Annotated in this window: 16 protein-coding genes; 4 read left to right on the plus strand and 12 right to left on the minus strand. The window is 60.3% G+C overall.

Annotated features, from left to right (window positions below; translation table 11 throughout):
• Nucleotides 1–93: 93 nt before the first annotated feature.
• Nucleotides 94–1,443: a pectin acetylesterase-family hydrolase gene (locus JQX08_RS13765; RefSeq protein ID WP_430472539.1), complete on the plus strand. Its 1,350-nt coding sequence runs from the start codon at nt 94–96 to the stop codon at nt 1,441–1,443.
• 9 nt (nt 1,444–1,452) lie between these two features.
• Here the strand turns inward: JQX08_RS13765 and JQX08_RS13770 are convergent, their stop codons facing one another.
• The 10 genes from JQX08_RS13770 to JQX08_RS13815 all read right to left on the minus strand — a co-directional run bounded on the left by JQX08_RS13770 (nt 1,453) and on the right by JQX08_RS13815 (nt 11,152).
• Nucleotides 1,453–2,088, minus strand: a complete 636-nt coding sequence (locus JQX08_RS13770) for a hypothetical protein (RefSeq protein WP_205348973.1) — start codon at nt 2,086–2,088, stop codon at nt 1,453–1,455.
• Nucleotides 2,089–2,226: 138 nt separating this feature from the next.
• Complete coding sequence (locus JQX08_RS13775) at nt 2,227–3,822, minus strand: isocitrate lyase (protein WP_205348974.1); 1,596 nt, start codon at nt 3,820–3,822, stop codon at nt 2,227–2,229.
• Between the two features lie 494 nt (nt 3,823–4,316).
• Complete coding sequence (locus JQX08_RS13780) at nt 4,317–5,126, minus strand: secretin N-terminal domain-containing protein (protein ID WP_205348975.1); 810 nt, start codon at nt 5,124–5,126, stop codon at nt 4,317–4,319.
• Nucleotides 5,123–5,758 carry a DUF7931 domain-containing protein gene (locus tag JQX08_RS13785; RefSeq protein ID WP_205348976.1) on the minus strand — a complete coding sequence of 212 codons (636 nt, stop codon included), beginning with the start codon at nt 5,756–5,758 and terminating at the stop codon, nt 5,123–5,125. The genes JQX08_RS13780 and JQX08_RS13785 overlap by 4 nt, the downstream gene beginning before the upstream one ends.
• A 7-nt stretch (nt 5,759–5,765) precedes the next feature.
• Nucleotides 5,766–6,191 (minus strand): GNAT family N-acetyltransferase, encoded by a 426-nt coding sequence (locus JQX08_RS13790; RefSeq protein WP_205348977.1) that lies wholly within the window; start codon nt 6,189–6,191, stop codon nt 5,766–5,768.
• Entirely contained in the window at nt 6,184–7,350 is a 1,167-nt protein-coding gene (locus JQX08_RS13795) for a ribosomal protein uL16 3-hydroxylase (RefSeq protein WP_205348978.1), read from the minus strand. Before JQX08_RS13795 ends, JQX08_RS13790 begins: the two co-directional genes overlap by 8 nt.
• A gap of 58 nt (nt 7,351–7,408) precedes the next feature.
• Nucleotides 7,409–8,779 carry an adenylosuccinate lyase gene (gene purB, locus JQX08_RS13800; protein ID WP_205348979.1) on the minus strand — a complete coding sequence of 457 codons (1,371 nt, stop codon included), beginning with the start codon at nt 8,777–8,779 and terminating at the stop codon, nt 7,409–7,411.
• A 115-nt stretch (nt 8,780–8,894) separates the two neighbouring features.
• Complete coding sequence (hflD, locus tag JQX08_RS13805) at nt 8,895–9,515, minus strand: high frequency lysogenization protein HflD (RefSeq protein WP_205348980.1); 621 nt, start codon at nt 9,513–9,515, stop codon at nt 8,895–8,897.
• Nucleotides 9,512–10,642, minus strand: a complete 1,131-nt coding sequence (mnmA, locus tag JQX08_RS13810) for a tRNA 2-thiouridine(34) synthase MnmA (protein ID WP_205348981.1) — start codon at nt 10,640–10,642, stop codon at nt 9,512–9,514. Before mnmA ends, hflD begins: the two co-directional genes overlap by 4 nt.
• Before the next feature lie 63 nt (nt 10,643–10,705).
• On the minus strand, nt 10,706–11,152 hold the full coding sequence (locus tag JQX08_RS13815; RefSeq protein WP_205348982.1) for an NUDIX hydrolase: 447 nt from the start codon (nt 11,150–11,152) through the stop codon (nt 10,706–10,708).
• Nucleotides 11,153–11,468: 316 nt separating this feature from the next.
• Here JQX08_RS13815 and icd point away from each other — a divergent pair, with 316 nt between their 5' ends.
• On the plus strand, nt 11,469–12,725 hold the full coding sequence (gene icd, locus JQX08_RS13820) for an NADP-dependent isocitrate dehydrogenase (protein WP_205348983.1): 1,257 nt from the start codon (nt 11,469–11,471) through the stop codon (nt 12,723–12,725).
• A 63-nt stretch (nt 12,726–12,788) separates the two neighbouring features.
• On the opposite strand, the gene cspD is transcribed toward icd, so the two are convergent.
• Complete coding sequence (cspD, locus tag JQX08_RS13825) at nt 12,789–13,052, minus strand: cold shock domain-containing protein CspD (protein ID WP_205348984.1); 264 nt, start codon at nt 13,050–13,052, stop codon at nt 12,789–12,791.
• A 225-nt stretch (nt 13,053–13,277) separates the two neighbouring features.
• Here cspD and clpS point away from each other — a divergent pair, with 225 nt between their 5' ends.
• Nucleotides 13,278–13,640, plus strand: coding sequence for an ATP-dependent Clp protease adapter ClpS (gene clpS, locus JQX08_RS13830; RefSeq protein ID WP_205348985.1), 363 nt, complete (start codon nt 13,278–13,280; stop codon nt 13,638–13,640).
• 30 nt (nt 13,641–13,670) lie between these two features.
• A complete protein-coding gene (gene clpA, locus JQX08_RS13835; protein ID WP_205348986.1) occupies nt 13,671–15,944 on the plus strand; it encodes an ATP-dependent Clp protease ATP-binding subunit ClpA in 2,274 nt (757 codons plus the stop codon).
• A 63-nt stretch (nt 15,945–16,007) separates the two neighbouring features.
• Here clpA and infA read toward each other — a convergent pair whose 3' ends face one another.
• Entirely contained in the window at nt 16,008–16,226 is a 219-nt protein-coding gene (gene infA, locus JQX08_RS13840) for a translation initiation factor IF-1 (RefSeq protein ID WP_002553999.1), read from the minus strand.
• Between the last annotated feature and the right edge of the window lie 60 nt (nt 16,227–16,286).

Here is a 16,286-nt window from a genome sequence, read left to right on the forward strand (position 1 = left end):
TTCGACCTCGTCCAGAACAAGAAGATGAGGAACGCAGCAATGCCCAAGCGCTTACTACGTTTTCCCCACGCGCTCGCCTGCGCGATACTGCCCATGGTGAGTTCCGTCGCCCATGCGGAATTGGGCGACTACAGCTTCTGGCAATCGACAATCAACCTGGTTGCCCCGCCGCGAGCCGACAACAAGGTCACGTCGTCCCAGCGTCTGGGGATTTATCCGCTCCTTGCCAATCCCGCCGGTTTCGACAGCGGCTTCAAGCCGGCCAGGTACTATGCGTGGCAAACGGTGAAGCTGGCGCCGCAGACCGGCGCCGTATGCGGCAACGGTTCGCCTTACAAGTTCTTCGTCAATCGCGTGCCGAATACCAGCAACACCATCATCTATCTGGAGGGCGGTGGTGCCTGCTGGGACAGTGCGAGCTGTAGCGGCCAGGCAGGCATCCGCGGTGCGCGCAATGCCGATGGCATTCCCGATGACTACATGTCACTGCTGAATCCTGGTGCCAGCCTGGTCAGTCCGCTGGTGGTGCGCCTGCACCCCTGGACGCGGGTGAAAACCCAGAACTGGAACATGGTCTATGTACCGTACTGCACGGGTGACATCTACTCGGGCGACAAGGTTGCCATCTACTCGGCGGCCGACCCGCAGCAAGCGCCGCTGGTCTGGCAGCACAACGGCTTGCGCAACATGCGTGCGGTGGTCAGTTGGCTGAAGGACAACCTGCAGCGCCCGGCGCAACTGCTGACCACCGGCTGCAGCGCCGGTGGTGCCGGTAGCCTGACCAACTATGCGTCGATACGGCCAGACATGGCGCCGACCCGAGGCTTCCTTTTCGATGACTCCGGCCCGGTCTTTTCGGCACCCGCAGGAAGCAATCCGTTGCAGTATCCGTCGTTGCCGCTGCAGACCTTCATCCGCAGCGCCTGGGGGCTGGACGCTGCAAATGGCCCGCTGGCGTATATGCAGAGCCGACTTCCCGGTTTCAATCGCGCGGACCTCGGTTCCCTGTATCCCGCGCTATCTAGTACCTGGAGTGCGGACCGCATGGGGCAGGCGCACTTCTGGAAGGATCTGAATTACTCGTCCTACTCCTATGAGCGCTTCTATGCGGACATCATCAACGCACCGGATCAAGCTACCAAGGAGGCGTTGATTCATGCGCGGTGGGATGTGGACTCTGGGCGTCTGCGTGCCAGCTTGGCTGGGCTGAACAATTTCGGCGGCTACTTCCCGCAGTTTCGTGCGGTCAACGAGAGCCATTGCACGAGCATCATCGAGTTCGCCAATGCGGATATTCAGGAGCAGGGGCTAGAGCTCGATCATTTTGTCAGCAGCATCCTCGATGGTAGCGGCAAGGTGCTGGATGCTTCCGAGTCCAGCGATGCGGCGGATCGGCAGAAGCCCTTCAACCTGCTCTACTACGTGCTCGACCAGCTGCTGTAGCGCTGGCGGCTACTGATAGGCCCGCTCGCGGGCCTCCTGAAGTTGCTGGCGCAGGTACTCATCGCGCGGCAGGCCGCCCGGGACGCTGTCCATTGCCATGACCTCGTCGACGATGCGCTTCTCTTCGAGCTTGTACTGGGAGAATTGCGCGTCTTGCTGTTCGATCGTGCGCTGTTCACGCGCAGCGCTGAGTGCCTTGTAGCGGGCTACTAGCACCGAGGCGCGAGCTTTCTGCTCTTGTTCATCGCCGCTGGTCGCGCGAATCAGGGCGACTTGCAGCAACAAGGCTTCGCTGAGGGCGAGTTCACCACGCTGCTCATAATCATCGATTTGCTGGGCCAGTGCCTGTGCTTCGCTGTTGCGCTGCGCAGGCGAGAGATCGGCGGTGCGGGAAAAGAAGTTGCGATAAGTGTTATGAAAGGCCAGTCGGCGCTCTTCCTCCTTCACGGCCGGTGTGTCCAGCAAATGCTGAAGATCTGCGGTATGCGTGGGGGTGGGCGGTGGTGGCGATGTGGCGAGGTCGCGGGCAGGGGCGGGCGCCGCGTCGGTGCGGCCCTGCGGTGTGTGGGAGAGGCTGAGCAGCGTCAGTCCAGCGGCGCTGATGCCCAGTGTCACACCTAGAAGCCAAGTGTTTGCGCGTGGCATATCCGCTCCCCAGGTACTAGATGGTGGGATTCCAGTGTAGACAGCGGGGGAGTCAGAAATGACAAACCCCGGCAAATGCCGGGGTTTGTCGGGTAACACCGCGATCCGGGCAGGGCCTAGATCGGGAGCCGGTTCCTATTAGTGGAACTGGTTCATGGTGTTGTCTTTACCGCCAGCTTTCAGGGCAGCATCACCAGCGAAGTACTCTTTGTGAGCGTCACCGATGTCGGAGCCGGACATGTTCTGGTGCTTAACGCAGGCGATACCTTGACGGATCTCCTGACGCTGAACGCCTTTCACGTAAGCCAGCATGCCTTGGTCTGCGAAGTAACCTTTGGCCAGGTTGTCGGTCGACAGCGCAGCGGTGTGGTAGGTCGGCAGAGTGATCAGGTGGTGGAAGATGCCAGCCTGAGCCGAACCGTCGCGCTGGAAGGTACGGATCTTCTCGTCGGCAACCTGGGCCAGTTCGGTTTCGTCGTACTCGACGCTCATCAGCTTGGCGCGGTCGTAGGCGGAAACGTCTTTGCCTTCGGCAGCGAAAGCGTCGAACACTTGCTGGCGGAAGTTCAGGGTCCAGTTGAAGGACGGGCTGTTGTTGTAAACCAGCTTGGCGTTCGGGATGACCTTGCGGATCTCGTCAACCATGCCTTTGATCTGGCCAACGTGCGGCTTCTCGGTTTCGATCCACAGCATATCAGCGCCGTTCTGCAGCGAGGTAATGCTGTCCAGTACGCAACGAGCTTCGCCGGTGCCAGCGCGGAACTGGAACAGGTTGGAAGCCAGGCGCTTCGGACGCAGCAGCTTGCCGCCACGGTTGATCACGACGTCGCCGTTGCCCAGGTCGGCAGCGGAAACTTCTTCGCAATCCAGGAACGAGTTGTACTGGTCGCCCAGGTCGCCCGGCTCGTTGGTAACGGCGATCTGCTTGGTCAGGCCGGCACCCAGGGAGTCGGTACGAGCAACGATCACGCCGTTGTCGATGCCCAGCTCGAGGAACGCGTAGCGAACGGCGTTGATCTTGGCCAGGAAGTCAACGTGCGGAACGGTAACTTTACCGTCTTGGTGGCCGCACTGCTTCTCGTCGGAAACCTGGTTTTCGATCTGGATGCAGCAAGCACCCGCTTCGATCATTTTCTTGGCCAACAGGTAGGTGGCTTCGGCGTTACCGAAACCAGCGTCGATGTCGGCGATGATCGGGACTACGTGAGTTTCGTGGTTGTCGATCTGAGCCTGGATGTCGGCGGCTTTGGCGTTGTCGCCAGCAGCGCGAGCGGCGTCCAGAGCAGTGAACAGTTGGTCCAGTTCGCGGGCGTCAGCTTGACGCAGGAAGGTGTACAGCTCTTCGATCAGGCCGGAAACCGAGGTTTTCTCGTGCATGGACTGGTCCGGCAGCGGACCGAAGTCCGAACGCAGAGCAGCAACCATCCAGCCGGACAGGTAGAGGTAGCGCTTGTTGGTGGTCTTCAGGTGTTTCTTGATCGAGATCAGCTTCTGCTGACCGATGAAGCCATGCCAGCAACCCAGCGATTGGGTGTAGACGGAAGAGTCAGCATCGTACTCGGCCATGTCTTTGCGCATGATGTCGGCGGTGTACTGGGCGATTTCCAGACCGGTTTTGAAGCGGTTCTGGGCGCGCATACGGGCCACGTATTCCGGGTTGATAGCGCTCCAGCTGTTGCCAGCTGCTTCTTTCAGCGCGGCAACGGCCTTGATGTCGTTTTGATATGCGGACATGGTCAATCCTTCAAAGTATGTGGTTGAGCACCGACTTTCCCAATCAACCCGTGCGGCAGACGGATCGTTGCGAGCTTGGAGCGGAATGATGGAATGGCGACCTAGACGAGTGGTGCCGAACGGCGGGGGAGGATACGAACAGTTGGATGACCCATCTTTCACATCGAACTGCTTCACCGGTGGGCTCGTGGATGCCGCTGGGTGATTCAGGCGCTGGAGCTGGTCGATCTGGCTGATACGTTGAACACGCTTCCCCGTCCCTCAGGACAACTTCGTGCCAGTCGCAATCTCATCAAGCTGCCTTTTGGGCTGCGCAACACGGACCGGCTCGGTGGTGGCCTGGCTCGATCCGGAGGCTCTTTCCAGAGCCCCTGATTAGCGGGAGCGGGGCAATCATGCCTTTTCAAACGGATGTTCGTCAAACGTTTTGTAGTGATTTTTTATCACTACTACAAAATTTCTTAGAGGCGACCGTTTGGTCACTTGCGGCGGCATCAGTCGAGCGCGTCGACCTTCAGGCGAATGGTCGTATCGTCGCTGCCGCGGGTTGAGTACTGCTGCAGGAAACCGCCCTGGCTGGACTGATTGCTCTGGCTCGCGCCGCCGATCGTCAACCACTCGCCGAGGCGGCCGCTGACACGGGTGCTGGTGCCCTGCACGTCGACCGCGCCGGACTGGGAACGGCTGAGTCGGTCATTGTTGGTGTCGATGGTGACCTGTACGTTCTCGCCGCTCACCCGGGCCGTCACGTAGAAGCCGCGAGTGACGTCACGATACTGGGTGTCGTTGTAGACGCCGCCGTACGGGCCGACGCTGGTGGTGGTCAACGGCACGCTCTGGCCCACCTGAATCAAGGCAGGGTAGCCCTCGGTGGCTTGGACCTGCTGGGTGCCACCATCGCGGCTGGAGGTGCTGCGGCGAATCACGCGCACCTGGTCGCGGCCGTTGACTTCGCCGCGCCCGGAATGGATTTCGATATTGCCGGCACTGGCGCTGCCGTCGACCCGGTAGCCCTGTTCATTCATGTGGTTGGAATCGCTGGTATCCACACTGATGAGCAGGCGTCGCGGCTGGGTATCGAGCTGCTGGAGCAGCTCGCGCAGTTCCTGAATTTTCTCCGGCGACGCGTTGACGACGAGCTGGTTGCCATAGGCGCTGACGCGGCCGTCGTAGCCCAGCATGGACTGAGCGACCGGCAGGATGTCGTCGGCGGTTCGGTAGTTGAGTTGAATGACTTCCGTGGCGGCCAGCAGGGATTGGCTCAGCAGCAAGAGCGCTGCGGTGATCAAAGCGCGAAGGGTCATAGCAGGAAGCTCCGCAGATCAGGGTCGGTGATGCTGGTATCCCAGGCCTGATCGAACTGCGCCTGGCGCAGCCGTACCCGGCCTGGGTCGTTGTAGAGCGCGTAGCCGACGGGTTGTTCAGGGCTTGGCCGCAGCAGCAGGCCGCGATCGTCGGCGAGGAGGAACGCTGCGTCCTCGATGGGGTAGTCGGGATGCAGCTTGCGAATGTGCAGGTTGCTCGGCAGGCGGCGCGAGAGAGTGATCAGCCTGTGTCCCTCGCGCACGGCGCGACTGACGTCGCGAACGAGGATGCGCAGGCGATTTTTCGGGCTGGCCAGCAGGAAGTGCGTGGCGGCGTCCTGAATGCTGCTGTGGTGGTAGAGCCAGCTTTCCAGATCCTGGCTGTACAGGCACAGACTACGCTGCGCCTGCCCGAATAGCGCCAGGGCATGCGCGCGCGCGGCTTCCGGCTGGTGGAAGTGTTCCACGGACAGATGGGCGCCCAACTGGAAGGGCGCCGGCTCAAGTTGTTCAGTGGTGGGCGGCTGAGTGGCTGGGTTGTGTACGGCGAACCGCCCCGGTGATTGAAACTCGATCGCCGGCAGCTCCACTGGCTCGGCAACTTGTTCAATGGGGGCGGTATCGTCGCTCATCGTTGCCTCAGCTGCTGACTCGCACCATATCGACATGGGGAATGCCGGCGTCGAGAAACTCGTCGCTGACAATGGAAAAGCCTAGTCGCTCATAGAACGGCGCGGCTTGCACCTGGGCGCTGAGCATCTGGCGGGTGAGGCCGAGCTTCTCGGCTTCCTGGATAACTGCGGTCATCAACGCTTCACCGACTTTCAGGCCGCGCCAGTCCTTGATGACCGACACCCGGCCGATGCTGCCGTCACGCAGCAGGCGTGCTGTGCCGATCGCGTAACCATTGTCCAGGGCCAGGAAATGAATGGCTTCGGCGTCTTCGCCGTCCCATTCCAGCTCGGGCGGTACCGCTTGTTCGGCGACGAAAACGGTATCGCGGATGCGGCGCAGGTCGGCGTTGTCCTTTTGCCAATCGGCGACGCGCACGTGCAGATCATTCATCAGCAAACTCCAAACTACCTTGCTTGATCAGCTCGACGAGCAGCTTACGCCCCTCATCGTCGGTCAGCCATTGGCCGATGTTGTCGAGATGCAACGCGTCGGCCGAGCAGATCAGCTTGAGCAGCTCGCGCAGATTGCCCGGGAGCAGACGGCTCTGCCCGCTGGCGAACAGCAGCAGGTTGTCGTCCACTTCGGACCAGGCCAGGCGCGCGCTGGGGTTGCGCACTAGCACCGCGCCGTCTTTCAGGCCGGCGAGCAGGTCGGTTTCGGCAACTTCGCTGCCGGCAACCAATTCGGGATAGCGCGGCTCGGTCATGAACTGGCCGAACCAGGTCAGCAGTAGGCGTTCGTCGCCCATGTGCTCGTTGAGCAGGGCTTTCAGGCGATCGAGGGCGTCGTGCTGGATCTGGCTCGGATCGTTGCTCGGCTCGAGACCGGCATCACTGTAGCGCTCCTCGTCAGGCAGGAACTGACTGAGGAAGTCGGTGAAGTGGGTCAGGACCTCGGCGGCGCTCGGCGCGCGGAAGCCTACCGAGTAGGTCATGCAGGCGTCCTCAGCGATGCCGAAATGGGCGAGGCGCGGCGGCAGATAGAGCATGTCGCCGGGCTCCAGAACCCATTCGTCGCCCTGCTGGAAGTCGGCGAGGATGCGCAGGTCGGCATGTTCGAGCAACTGGCTGTCGGAGTCGCACATCTGGCCGATCTTCCAGCGACGCCGCCCCTCGGCTTGCAGTAGGAATACGTCGTAGTTGTCGAAATGCGGGCCGACGCCGCCGCCCGGAACCGCGAAGCTGATCATCACGTCGTCGATACGCCAGTTCGGCAGGAAGCGGAAGTGCTGTAGCAGTTCGGCAACCTCGGGCACGAATTGGTCGACCGCTTGCACCAGCAAGGTCCAATCGCGTTCCGGCAGCTTCTGGAAATCATCCTCGCCGAAGGGGCCGCGGCGCAGCTCCCAGGGCCGCTCGCCGTGCTCGATCACCAGGCGCGATTCGACTTCCTCCTCCAGGGCCAGGCCTGCCAGCTCGTCGGCGGAAATCGGGCTTTCAAATTCCGGCATTGCCTGGCGAATCAGCAGGGGCTTCTTCTGCCAGTAGTCGCGGAGAAATTCACGTGCACTGAGGCCGCCCAGGAGTTGAAGAGGAATATCTGGATTCATGGGTAACCCCTTGAAATAAAAAAGCCCGGCACAGCCGGGCGTGCAAAATAGGGTGGGTTCAGATGCGCTTGGCTTGAGCGACAGCGTTACCGATATAGCTGGCTGGAGTCAGTTGCTTGAGCTCAGCCTTGGCTTCCGCTGGCAGATCCAGGCCTTCGATGAACGCTTGCAGACCCTCGGGGCTGATGCCTTTGCCGCGAGTCAGCTCCTTGAGCTTCTCGTAGGGGTTTTCGATGCCGTAACGGCGCATGACCGTCTGTACTGGCTCGGCGAGGACTTCCCAGCAGGCGTCCAGATCTTCAGCAATACGTTGAGCATTCAGCTCCAACTTGCTGATTCCTTTGAGGCTTGCCTCGTAGGCGATCACGCTATGAGCGAAACCGACGCCCAGGTTGCGCAGCACGGTGGAGTCGGTCAGGTCACGCTGCCAGCGGGAGATCGGCAGCTTGCTGGCCAGGTGCTGGAACAGTGCGTTGGCGATGCCCAGGTTGCCTTCCGAGTTTTCGAAATCGATCGGGTTGACCTTGTGCGGCATGGTCGACGAGCCGATTTCGCCGGCGATGGTCTTCTGCTTGAAGTAGCCGAGGGAAATGTAGCCCCAAACGTCGCGATCGAAGTCGATCAGGATGGTATTGAAGCGGGCGATGGCATCGAACAGCTCGGCGATATAGTCGTGCGGCTCGATCTGCGTGGTGTAGGGGTTCCAGCTCAGGCCCAGATCGCCTTCGATGAACTCACGGGCGTTGGCTTCCCAGTCGACCTGCGGGTAGGCAGACAAGTGGGCGTTGTAGTTGCCCACTGCGCCGTTGATCTTGCCCAGCATCTCGATGCTGGCGACTTGCTTGATCTGCCGCTCCAGGCGGTAGACCACGTTGGCCAGTTCCTTGCCGAGGGTGGTCGGCGAGGCAGGCTGACCGTGGGTGCGCGACAGCATCGGCACGTCGGCGAATTGCACGGCCAGTTGGCGGATGGCGTCGGCAGTCTGGCGCATCAGCGGCAGCAGCACTTCGTCGCGACCGGCGCGCAGCATCAGTGCATGGGAGAGGTTGTTGATGTCTTCGCTGGTGCAGGCGAAGTGAATGAACTCGCTGACCTTGGCCAGTTCGGGCAGTCCGGCGACTTGCTCCTTGAGCAGGTATTCCACGGCCTTGACGTCGTGGTTGGTGGTCCGCTCGATGTCCTTGACGCGCTGTGCATGCTCGACCTGGAAGTCGTCCACCAGGCGATTGAGCAGGGCGTTGGCCTCTGCCGACAGCGGCGCCACTTCCGGAACGCCCGCGTGGGCAGCCAAGCGTTGCAGCCAGCGCACTTCAACCATGACGCGGAAACGGATCAGGCCGTATTCGCTGAAGATGGGGCGCAGGGCGCTGGTTTTACCGGCATAGCGGCCGTCAACAGGGGAAACCGCGGTGAGCGAGGAGAGCTGCATAAGGGCGTTCTCGGACAGTCGGCTGACAGAAAAATGGGGCGCGTATCATACATGAAAAATGCGCTCACGCCCGGTTTGGCCGATCAGCGCGCGGGAGCGCTGTGGCGGGGCGGGATCAGCTGCGCATCATCGGGTACAGCTCGCGCAAGAGTTTTTTGCGGCTGAAGACCATCTGCCAGCGGTGGCCGCCGAGCTGGCGCCACAGGCGCGCCGAGCGGATTCCGGCAAGCAGCAGGGCGCGAATTTTCGCGGCGTTGCTGGGTTGTTGCAGGTTGCGCATGTCGCCATGCACCTGGATGCGCTGGCGGAAGGTGCTCAGGGTGTCCTGATAGAGCCCGGCGCAGGACGCGATGACGTTGTCGTGGGTCAGGCCAAAATGCTGGACCTGCTGCTGGATCTGGTCGAGGCGATTGCCGATCACTTGCAGCATGTCGTCACGCTTGGCCAGTTGTCGCTCCAGGCCGATCATCGCCAGCGCATAGCGCAGCGGCTCGCGCTGCAGGCTGGACGGTTCGCGCTCCAATGCCCCGATCAGTGCGCGATAACCGTCGCGCAGGTTGAGGTCGTCGCCGCCGTACACCTCGAGCGTGCTCTGCGGATCGCGAATTAGCAGGCTACCCAGCATGCAGCCGAGTGGCGCTTCGCTGGATTGACCGGTGCGCGCGATCTTGTCCACCAGCGCGGCGGCCTCGAACACCGCGCCAAGCGCCACGAGCTGTTCTTGCATTGGCGTCATGCCGACGCCTCCGTATCAAACCACTGCTCGGCGACCTCGATCACGCCACCGCCCAGGCAGATGTCGCCGTCGTAGAACACCACCGACTGACCCGGTGTCACCGCGCGTTGCGGCTTGTCGAACAGTGCCCGGTAGCCGTTGGCAGTGCGCTCCAGCGTGCAGGCTTGGTCGCCTTGGCGATAGCGCACTTTAGCGGTCAGTCGCCGCGGTTGGTTCAGGTCGATCGGATTGACCCAGTAGATCTCCGAAGCAAGTAGGGCCCGGGAGAACAGCCAGGGGTGCTCATTACCCTGGCCGACAATCAGGACGTTGCGCTCCAGGTCCTTGCGCAGCACGTACCACGGCTCATCACCGGCTTCCTTGAGGCCGCCGATGCCGAGTCCCTGGCGCTGCCCGATGGTGTGGTACATCAGGCCGTGATGGCGGCCGATCACCACGCCTTCGGTGGTCTCGATGTTGCCCGGCTGGGCGGGCAAGTACTGCTTGAGGAAATCGCTGAAGCGGCGCTCACCGATGAAGCAGATGCCGGTCGAGTCCTTCTTCTTGGCGGTCGCCAGCTGATACTGCTCGGCAATTGCGCGAACTTCCGGCTTCTCCAGTTCGCCGACTGGGAATAGCGTCTTGGCGATCTGGTCACCACCGACGGCGTGCAGGAAATAGCTTTGGTCCTTGTTCGGGTCCAGTCCCTTGAGTAGCTCGGTGCGCCCGTCGGTGTCGCGGCGGCGCACGTAGTGGCCGGTGGCGATCAGGTCGGCGCCGAGCGTCAGGGCGTAGTCGAGGAACGCCTTAAACTTGATCTCGCGGTTGCACAGGATGTCCGGATTCGGCGTGCGGCCTGCCTTGTACTCGGCGAGGAAGTGCTCGAACACGTTGTCCCAGTACTCGGCTGCGAAGTTGGCCGTGTGCAGCTTGATACCGATCCGATCGCATACCGCTTGCGCGTCCGCCAGGTCATCCATGGCCGTGCAGTACTCGGTGCCGTCGTCCTCTTCCCAGTTCTTCATGAACAGGCCTTCGACCTGGTAGCCCTGCTGGATCAGCAGGAGCGCGGACACAGACGAATCGACACCGCCGGACATGCCGACGATTACGCGTTTGGGGGCGGCGGAAGAGTGGACATCGGACATGGCGGGGCGGACTTCATGCAAGCAAAGGACGAAATTCTATCAGGTAGCCTCGGAGGCGGCGAATCAGCTCGGCGCCCGGATCAGGCTGAGTGGGAAGCGCTCGCCAGCCAGGTAATCGTCGATGCAGCGCAGCACCAGCTCGCTGCGCCAGCGCTCGGGCTGGGCGGCCAGCTCCTCGCGCGTCAGCCAGCGCGGGCCGATGATGCCGTCATCCAGCGGCAGCTCTTGCTGATGGCGGAGTGGCTTGCCGGCAAAACAAACTCGCTGGTAGGTCACGCCGTTGCTCGGTGCGGTATATAGGTAAATGCCCGTCACCGCGGTCAGCTCGATATGCCAGCCGGTTTCTTCAAGCGTTTCGCGCAGCGCAGCCTGCGTCAGACTTTCGTCGGCTTCCAAATGGCCGGCCGGCTGATTAAATACGGCGCGGCCATCGGCCAGTTCTTCGACCAGCAGGAAGCGGCCTTCATCTTCAACCACGGTGGCGACGGTGACGTGCGGGGTAAATCGCATCTTGCAATGTTCTCCAAAGTGCCTTTGAGCGGGACGCCGCGGGCGGTCGGCGCAATGCGGAAATGAGCTGCTAGGATAATGGCTGCCCTTGAAGATGGCGGTCTTGTAGCGGCCTTGTAGTCGTACTACATGGTTTTTCAGGTTGATAGGGCTGGAGTGCGCCAAAAGCGCCAGTTCATTGTGCGGTCCAGCGGAAAAATGCGTGACATCCTGTAGAAAAACTACAAGAATATGTCGCCTTTCCGAGACCCAAAGATCTATCTGTCACGCTATACGCGTGGCGGGACGTCAGACCACGAGAGCAACGGAGTCCAGCATGGGATACCAAAAGATCCAGGTGCCAGCAACCGGTGACAAAATCACCGTCAATGCCGATATGTCCCTGAACGTACCGAACAACCCGATCATCCCGTTCATCGAGGGTGACGGCATCGGCGCTGATATCAGCCCGGTAATGATCAAAGTCGTCGATGCGGCCGTGCAAAAGGCCTACGGCGGCGAGCGCAAAATCGCCTGGATGGAAGTCTACGCCGGTGAGAAAGCCACCAAGGTGTACGACCAGGACACCTGGCTGCCGAAGGAGACCCTGGAGGCTGTGCGCGATTACGTTGTTTCCATCAAAGGCCCGCTGACCACTCCGGTCGGTGGCGGCATCCGCTCCCTGAACGTGGCGCTGCGCCAAGAGCTGGATCTGTACGTCTGCCTGCGCCCGGTGCGTTGGTTCGAAGGCGTGCCGAGCCCGGTCAAGAAGCCCGGCGACGTTGACATGACTATCTTCCGTGAAAACTCCGAAGATATTTATGCCGGTATCGAGTGGAAGGCCGGTTCGCCTGAAGCGAACAAGGTCATCAAGTTCCTGAAAGAAGAGATGGGTGTCACCAAGATCCGTTTCGATCAGGACTGCGGTATCGGTGTGAAGCCGGTTTCCAAAGAAGGCACCAAGCGCCTGGTGCGCAAGGCTCTGCAGTACGTGGTTGATAACAACCGCGACTCGCTGACCATCGTGCACAAAGGCAACATCATGAAGTTCACCGAGGGTGCCTTCAAGGATTGGGGCTACGAAGTCGCACGCGACGAGTTCGGCGCAGAACTGCTGGATGGCGGCCCTTGGATGCAATTCAAGAACCCGAACACCGGCAAGAACGTTGTAATCAAAGACGCCATCGCCGACGCCATGCTGCAGCAGATCCTGCTGCGTCCGGCCGAGTATGACGTGATCGCGACCCTGAACCTGAACGGTGACTACCTGTCGGACGCCCTGGCGGCAGAAGTGGGTGGTATCGGTATCGCTCCGGGCGCCAACCTGTCCGACAACGTGGCAATGTTCGAAGCTACTCACGGCACCGCGCCGAAGTACGCTGGCCAGGACAAGGTTAACCCGGGTTCGGTCATCCTCTCGGCCGAGATGATGCTGCGCCACATGGGCTGGATCGAGGCTGCTGACTTGATCATCAAAGGCACCAACGGTGCTATCGCTGCGAAGACTGTGACCTACGACTTCGAGCGTTTGATGGATGGTGCGAAGCTGCTGTCGTGCTCCGAGTTCGGCGATGCCATGATCGCCCACATGTAAGCGATCAGCGGTAATAAAAAAGGCCGGTCAAATGACCGGCCTTTTTTTGCCCAGGTTTTTATTTCAGACTTCGATGGCAGAGCTCTGCTTCTGCGGGGCAACGGTTAGGGCGTCAGTTGTTACAGGGGCTGTGCTGATGTTCACCGCGTGCAATCCTTTGGGGCCTTGGACGATATCGAAGCTTACCGGCTGGCCAGCTTTAAGCGTCTTGTAGCCTTCCATCTGAATGGCCGAGTAATGGGCGAACAGGTCCTCATCTCGGCCATCTGCCAGGATAAATCCATAGCCCTTGGCGTTGTTGAACCACTTGACCTTACCGCTAAGCATGCTGATATCCCTCTGCAAAGGACTCCATCGCTGGAGTATCATCCACTACGATTCCGCGCAGAATGATCGCCTTGGATGAGACGCGGAACTCCTGGTACCCAATGTGGGTATCTCTGTTTGTAACACCCTTTTGCTGATAGTCAAGGCTAGACGACGACCGCCTGCGAAGTAGGTCAAAATCCGTCTGGCTCCATGCATACCCACTCAATGACCTTTCCAGTCCTTATGCGTTCAAACAGCCAGACTCGACTAACATTCAATCAGGATCATCCCGCGCCGCATGAGGGTGATTCTTCCGATTTGGCTGTGCAGGAGGCCAAGCCGAAGCTGCAGGTACCGCCAATGTACAAGGTGGTGCTGCTGAACGATGACTACACCCCTATGGATTTTGTGGTTGAAGTGCTCGAAGTGTTTTTCAGCATGAACAGGGAGTTGGCAACCAAAATCATGTTGGCTGTTCATACGCAAGGGCGTGCTGTCTGTGGTGTCTTTACTCGCGATGTCGCTGAAACGAAGGCGATGCAGGTCAATCAGTACGCGAAAGAGAGCCAGCATCCGCTACTTTGTGAGATAGAAAAGGACGGTTGATTCCGGCCGTTTTGGGTAAGAGGTGAAGCCATGTTAAACCGCGAGCTCGAAGTCACACTCAATCTGGCCTTCAAAGAGGCGCGCACCAAGCGTCATGAGTTCATGACGGTCGAGCACCTGCTTCTGGCGCTCTTGGATAATGATGCGGCGGCCAGTGTATTGCGGGCATGTGGCGCCAATCTGGATAAGCTGCGGCATGACCTGCAGGAGTTCATCGACTCCACCACTCCCCTGATTCCGCAGCACGACGAAGATCGGGAAACCCAGCCGACACTGGGCTTCCAGCGCGTATTGCAGCGCGCAGTGTTCCATGTGCAGAGCTCTGGCAAGCGCGAGGTCACGGGCGCCAACGTCTTGGTTGCCATCTTCAGTGAGCAGGAAAGCCAGGCTGTGTTCTTGCTCAAGCAACAGAACATCGCCCGTATCGATGTCGTTAATTTCATTGCGCATGGCATTTCCAAGGTCCCGGGCCACAACGATCATCCCGAGCACGATCAGGACATGCAGGATGAGGATGGCGGTGAAGCGCCGGCGTCCGGCAATCCTCTCGACGCCTATGCCAGCAATCTGAATGACCTGGCGCGCCAGGGGCGCATTGATCCCTTGGTCGGTCGCGAGCATGAAGTCGAGCGCGTTGCGCAGATTCTGGCGCGGCGCCGCAAGAACAACCCGCTGCTGGTAGGCGAGGCAGGAGTGGGCAAGACCGCGATCGCGGAAGGGCTCGCCAAGCGCATCGTTGACGGACAGATTCCCGACTTGCTGGCTGAAAGCGTGGTGTATTCACTGGATCTGGGCGCGCTGCTGGCTGGCACCAAGTACCGTGGCGACTTCGAGAAGCGCTTCAAGGCGCTGCTCAACGAGTTGCGCAAGCGTCCGCATGCGGTGCTGTTTATCGATGAGATTCACACCATCATCGGGGCTGGTGCTGCCTCGGGCGGGGTTATGGATGCTTCCAACCTGCTCAAGCCCATGCTGTCGTCTGGTGAAATCCGCTGCATCGGGTCTACGACTTTCCAGGAATTCCGCGGCATCTTCGAGAAGGACCGGGCGCTCGCGCGGCGCTTCCAGAAGGTGGATGTCACCGAGCCCTCCGTCGAGGATACCATCGGCATCCTCCGTGGCCTGAAGGCGCGCTTTGAGCAGCACCACAGCATCGAGTACAGCGATGAGGCGTTGCGTGCGGCAGCCGAGTTGGCTGCGCGCTACATCAACGATCGGCATATGCCGGACAAGGCCATCGATGTCATCGATGAGGCGGGCGCCTACCAGCGTCTACAGCCGCTGGAAACGCGAGCTAAGCGAATCGATGTGATCCAGGTGGAAGATATCGTGGCGAAGATCGCCCGGATTCCGCCGAAGAATGTCACCAGTTCTGACAAGGAGCTGCTGCGCAATCTTGAGCGCGACCTCAAACTGACGGTCTTCGGTCAGGACGCAGCTATCGACTCACTGTCCACCGCCATCAAGCTTTCGCGAGCGGGGCTCAAGTCGCCGGACAAGCCGGTGGGCTCATTCCTGTTTGCCGGGCCGACCGGGGTCGGGAAAACAGAGGCGGCGCGGCAGTTGGCCAAGGCCATGGGTATCGAGTTGGTTCGCTTCGATATGTCCGAGTACATGGAGCGACATACGGTCTCGCGCCTGATCGGGGCGCCGCCGGGTTATGTCGGGTTTGATCAGGGTGGATTGCTTACCGAGGCGATTACCAAGACGCCGCATTGCGTGCTCTTGCTCGATGAAATCGAGAAGGCGCATCCTGAAGTCTTCAACCTGCTCCTGCAGGTGATGGATCACGGCACGCTTACCGATAACAACGGGCGCAAGGCGGACTTCCGCAATGTGATCCTGATCATGACCACCAACGCCGGCGCCGAGACCGCAGCGCGAGCTTCGATCGGCTTTACCTATCAGGATCACTCCAGCGACGCGATGGAAGTGATCAAGAAGAGCTTCACGCCGGAGTTCCGCAATCGTCTGGATACCATCATCCAGTTCGGCCGCTTGAGTCATGAAGTCATCAAGAGCATCGTCGACAAGTTCCTCACCGAACTGCAGGCGCAGCTCGAGGATAAGCATGTCACTCTGGAGGTCAGTGATGCCGCACGAGGCTGGCTGGCTAGCTCCGGATACGACGTGCAGATGGGCGCCAGGCCGATGGCGCGCTTGATTCAAGAGAAGATCAAGCGTCCGTTGGCAGAGCAAATCCTCTTTGGCGAGCTGGCGGAGCACGGCGGAGTGGTACACATCGACCTGAAGGACGATGGTGAGCTGAGCTTCGAGTACGAGATCGCTGCCGAATTGGCCTAACAGCCCGCGACAGCTGTAACGAAAACGCCCGGCATTAGCCGGGCGTTTTCGTTGGGACTGGGTTTAGCGAGCGCGATAGGTGATGCGCCCCTTGCTCAGGTCGTACGGCGTCAGTTCAACGCGTACTTTGTCGCCAGTCAGAATTCGGATGTAGTTCTTGCGCATTTTTCCGGAGATATGCGCGGTTACGACGTGCCCGTTTTCCAACTCCACACGAAACATGGTGTTGGGCAGGGTGTCGACGACAGTGCCTTCCATTTCGAAGCTGTCTTCTTTCGACATGCAGTAGTGCCCTCGGTATTCAGTGAGTGGCCTGGAGCTAACTGCCAGGCAAAATCGGCG

Source organism: Zestomonas insulae, from assembly GCF_016901015.1.
Lineage (GTDB): Bacteria > Pseudomonadota > Gammaproteobacteria > Pseudomonadales > Pseudomonadaceae > Aquipseudomonas > Aquipseudomonas insulae.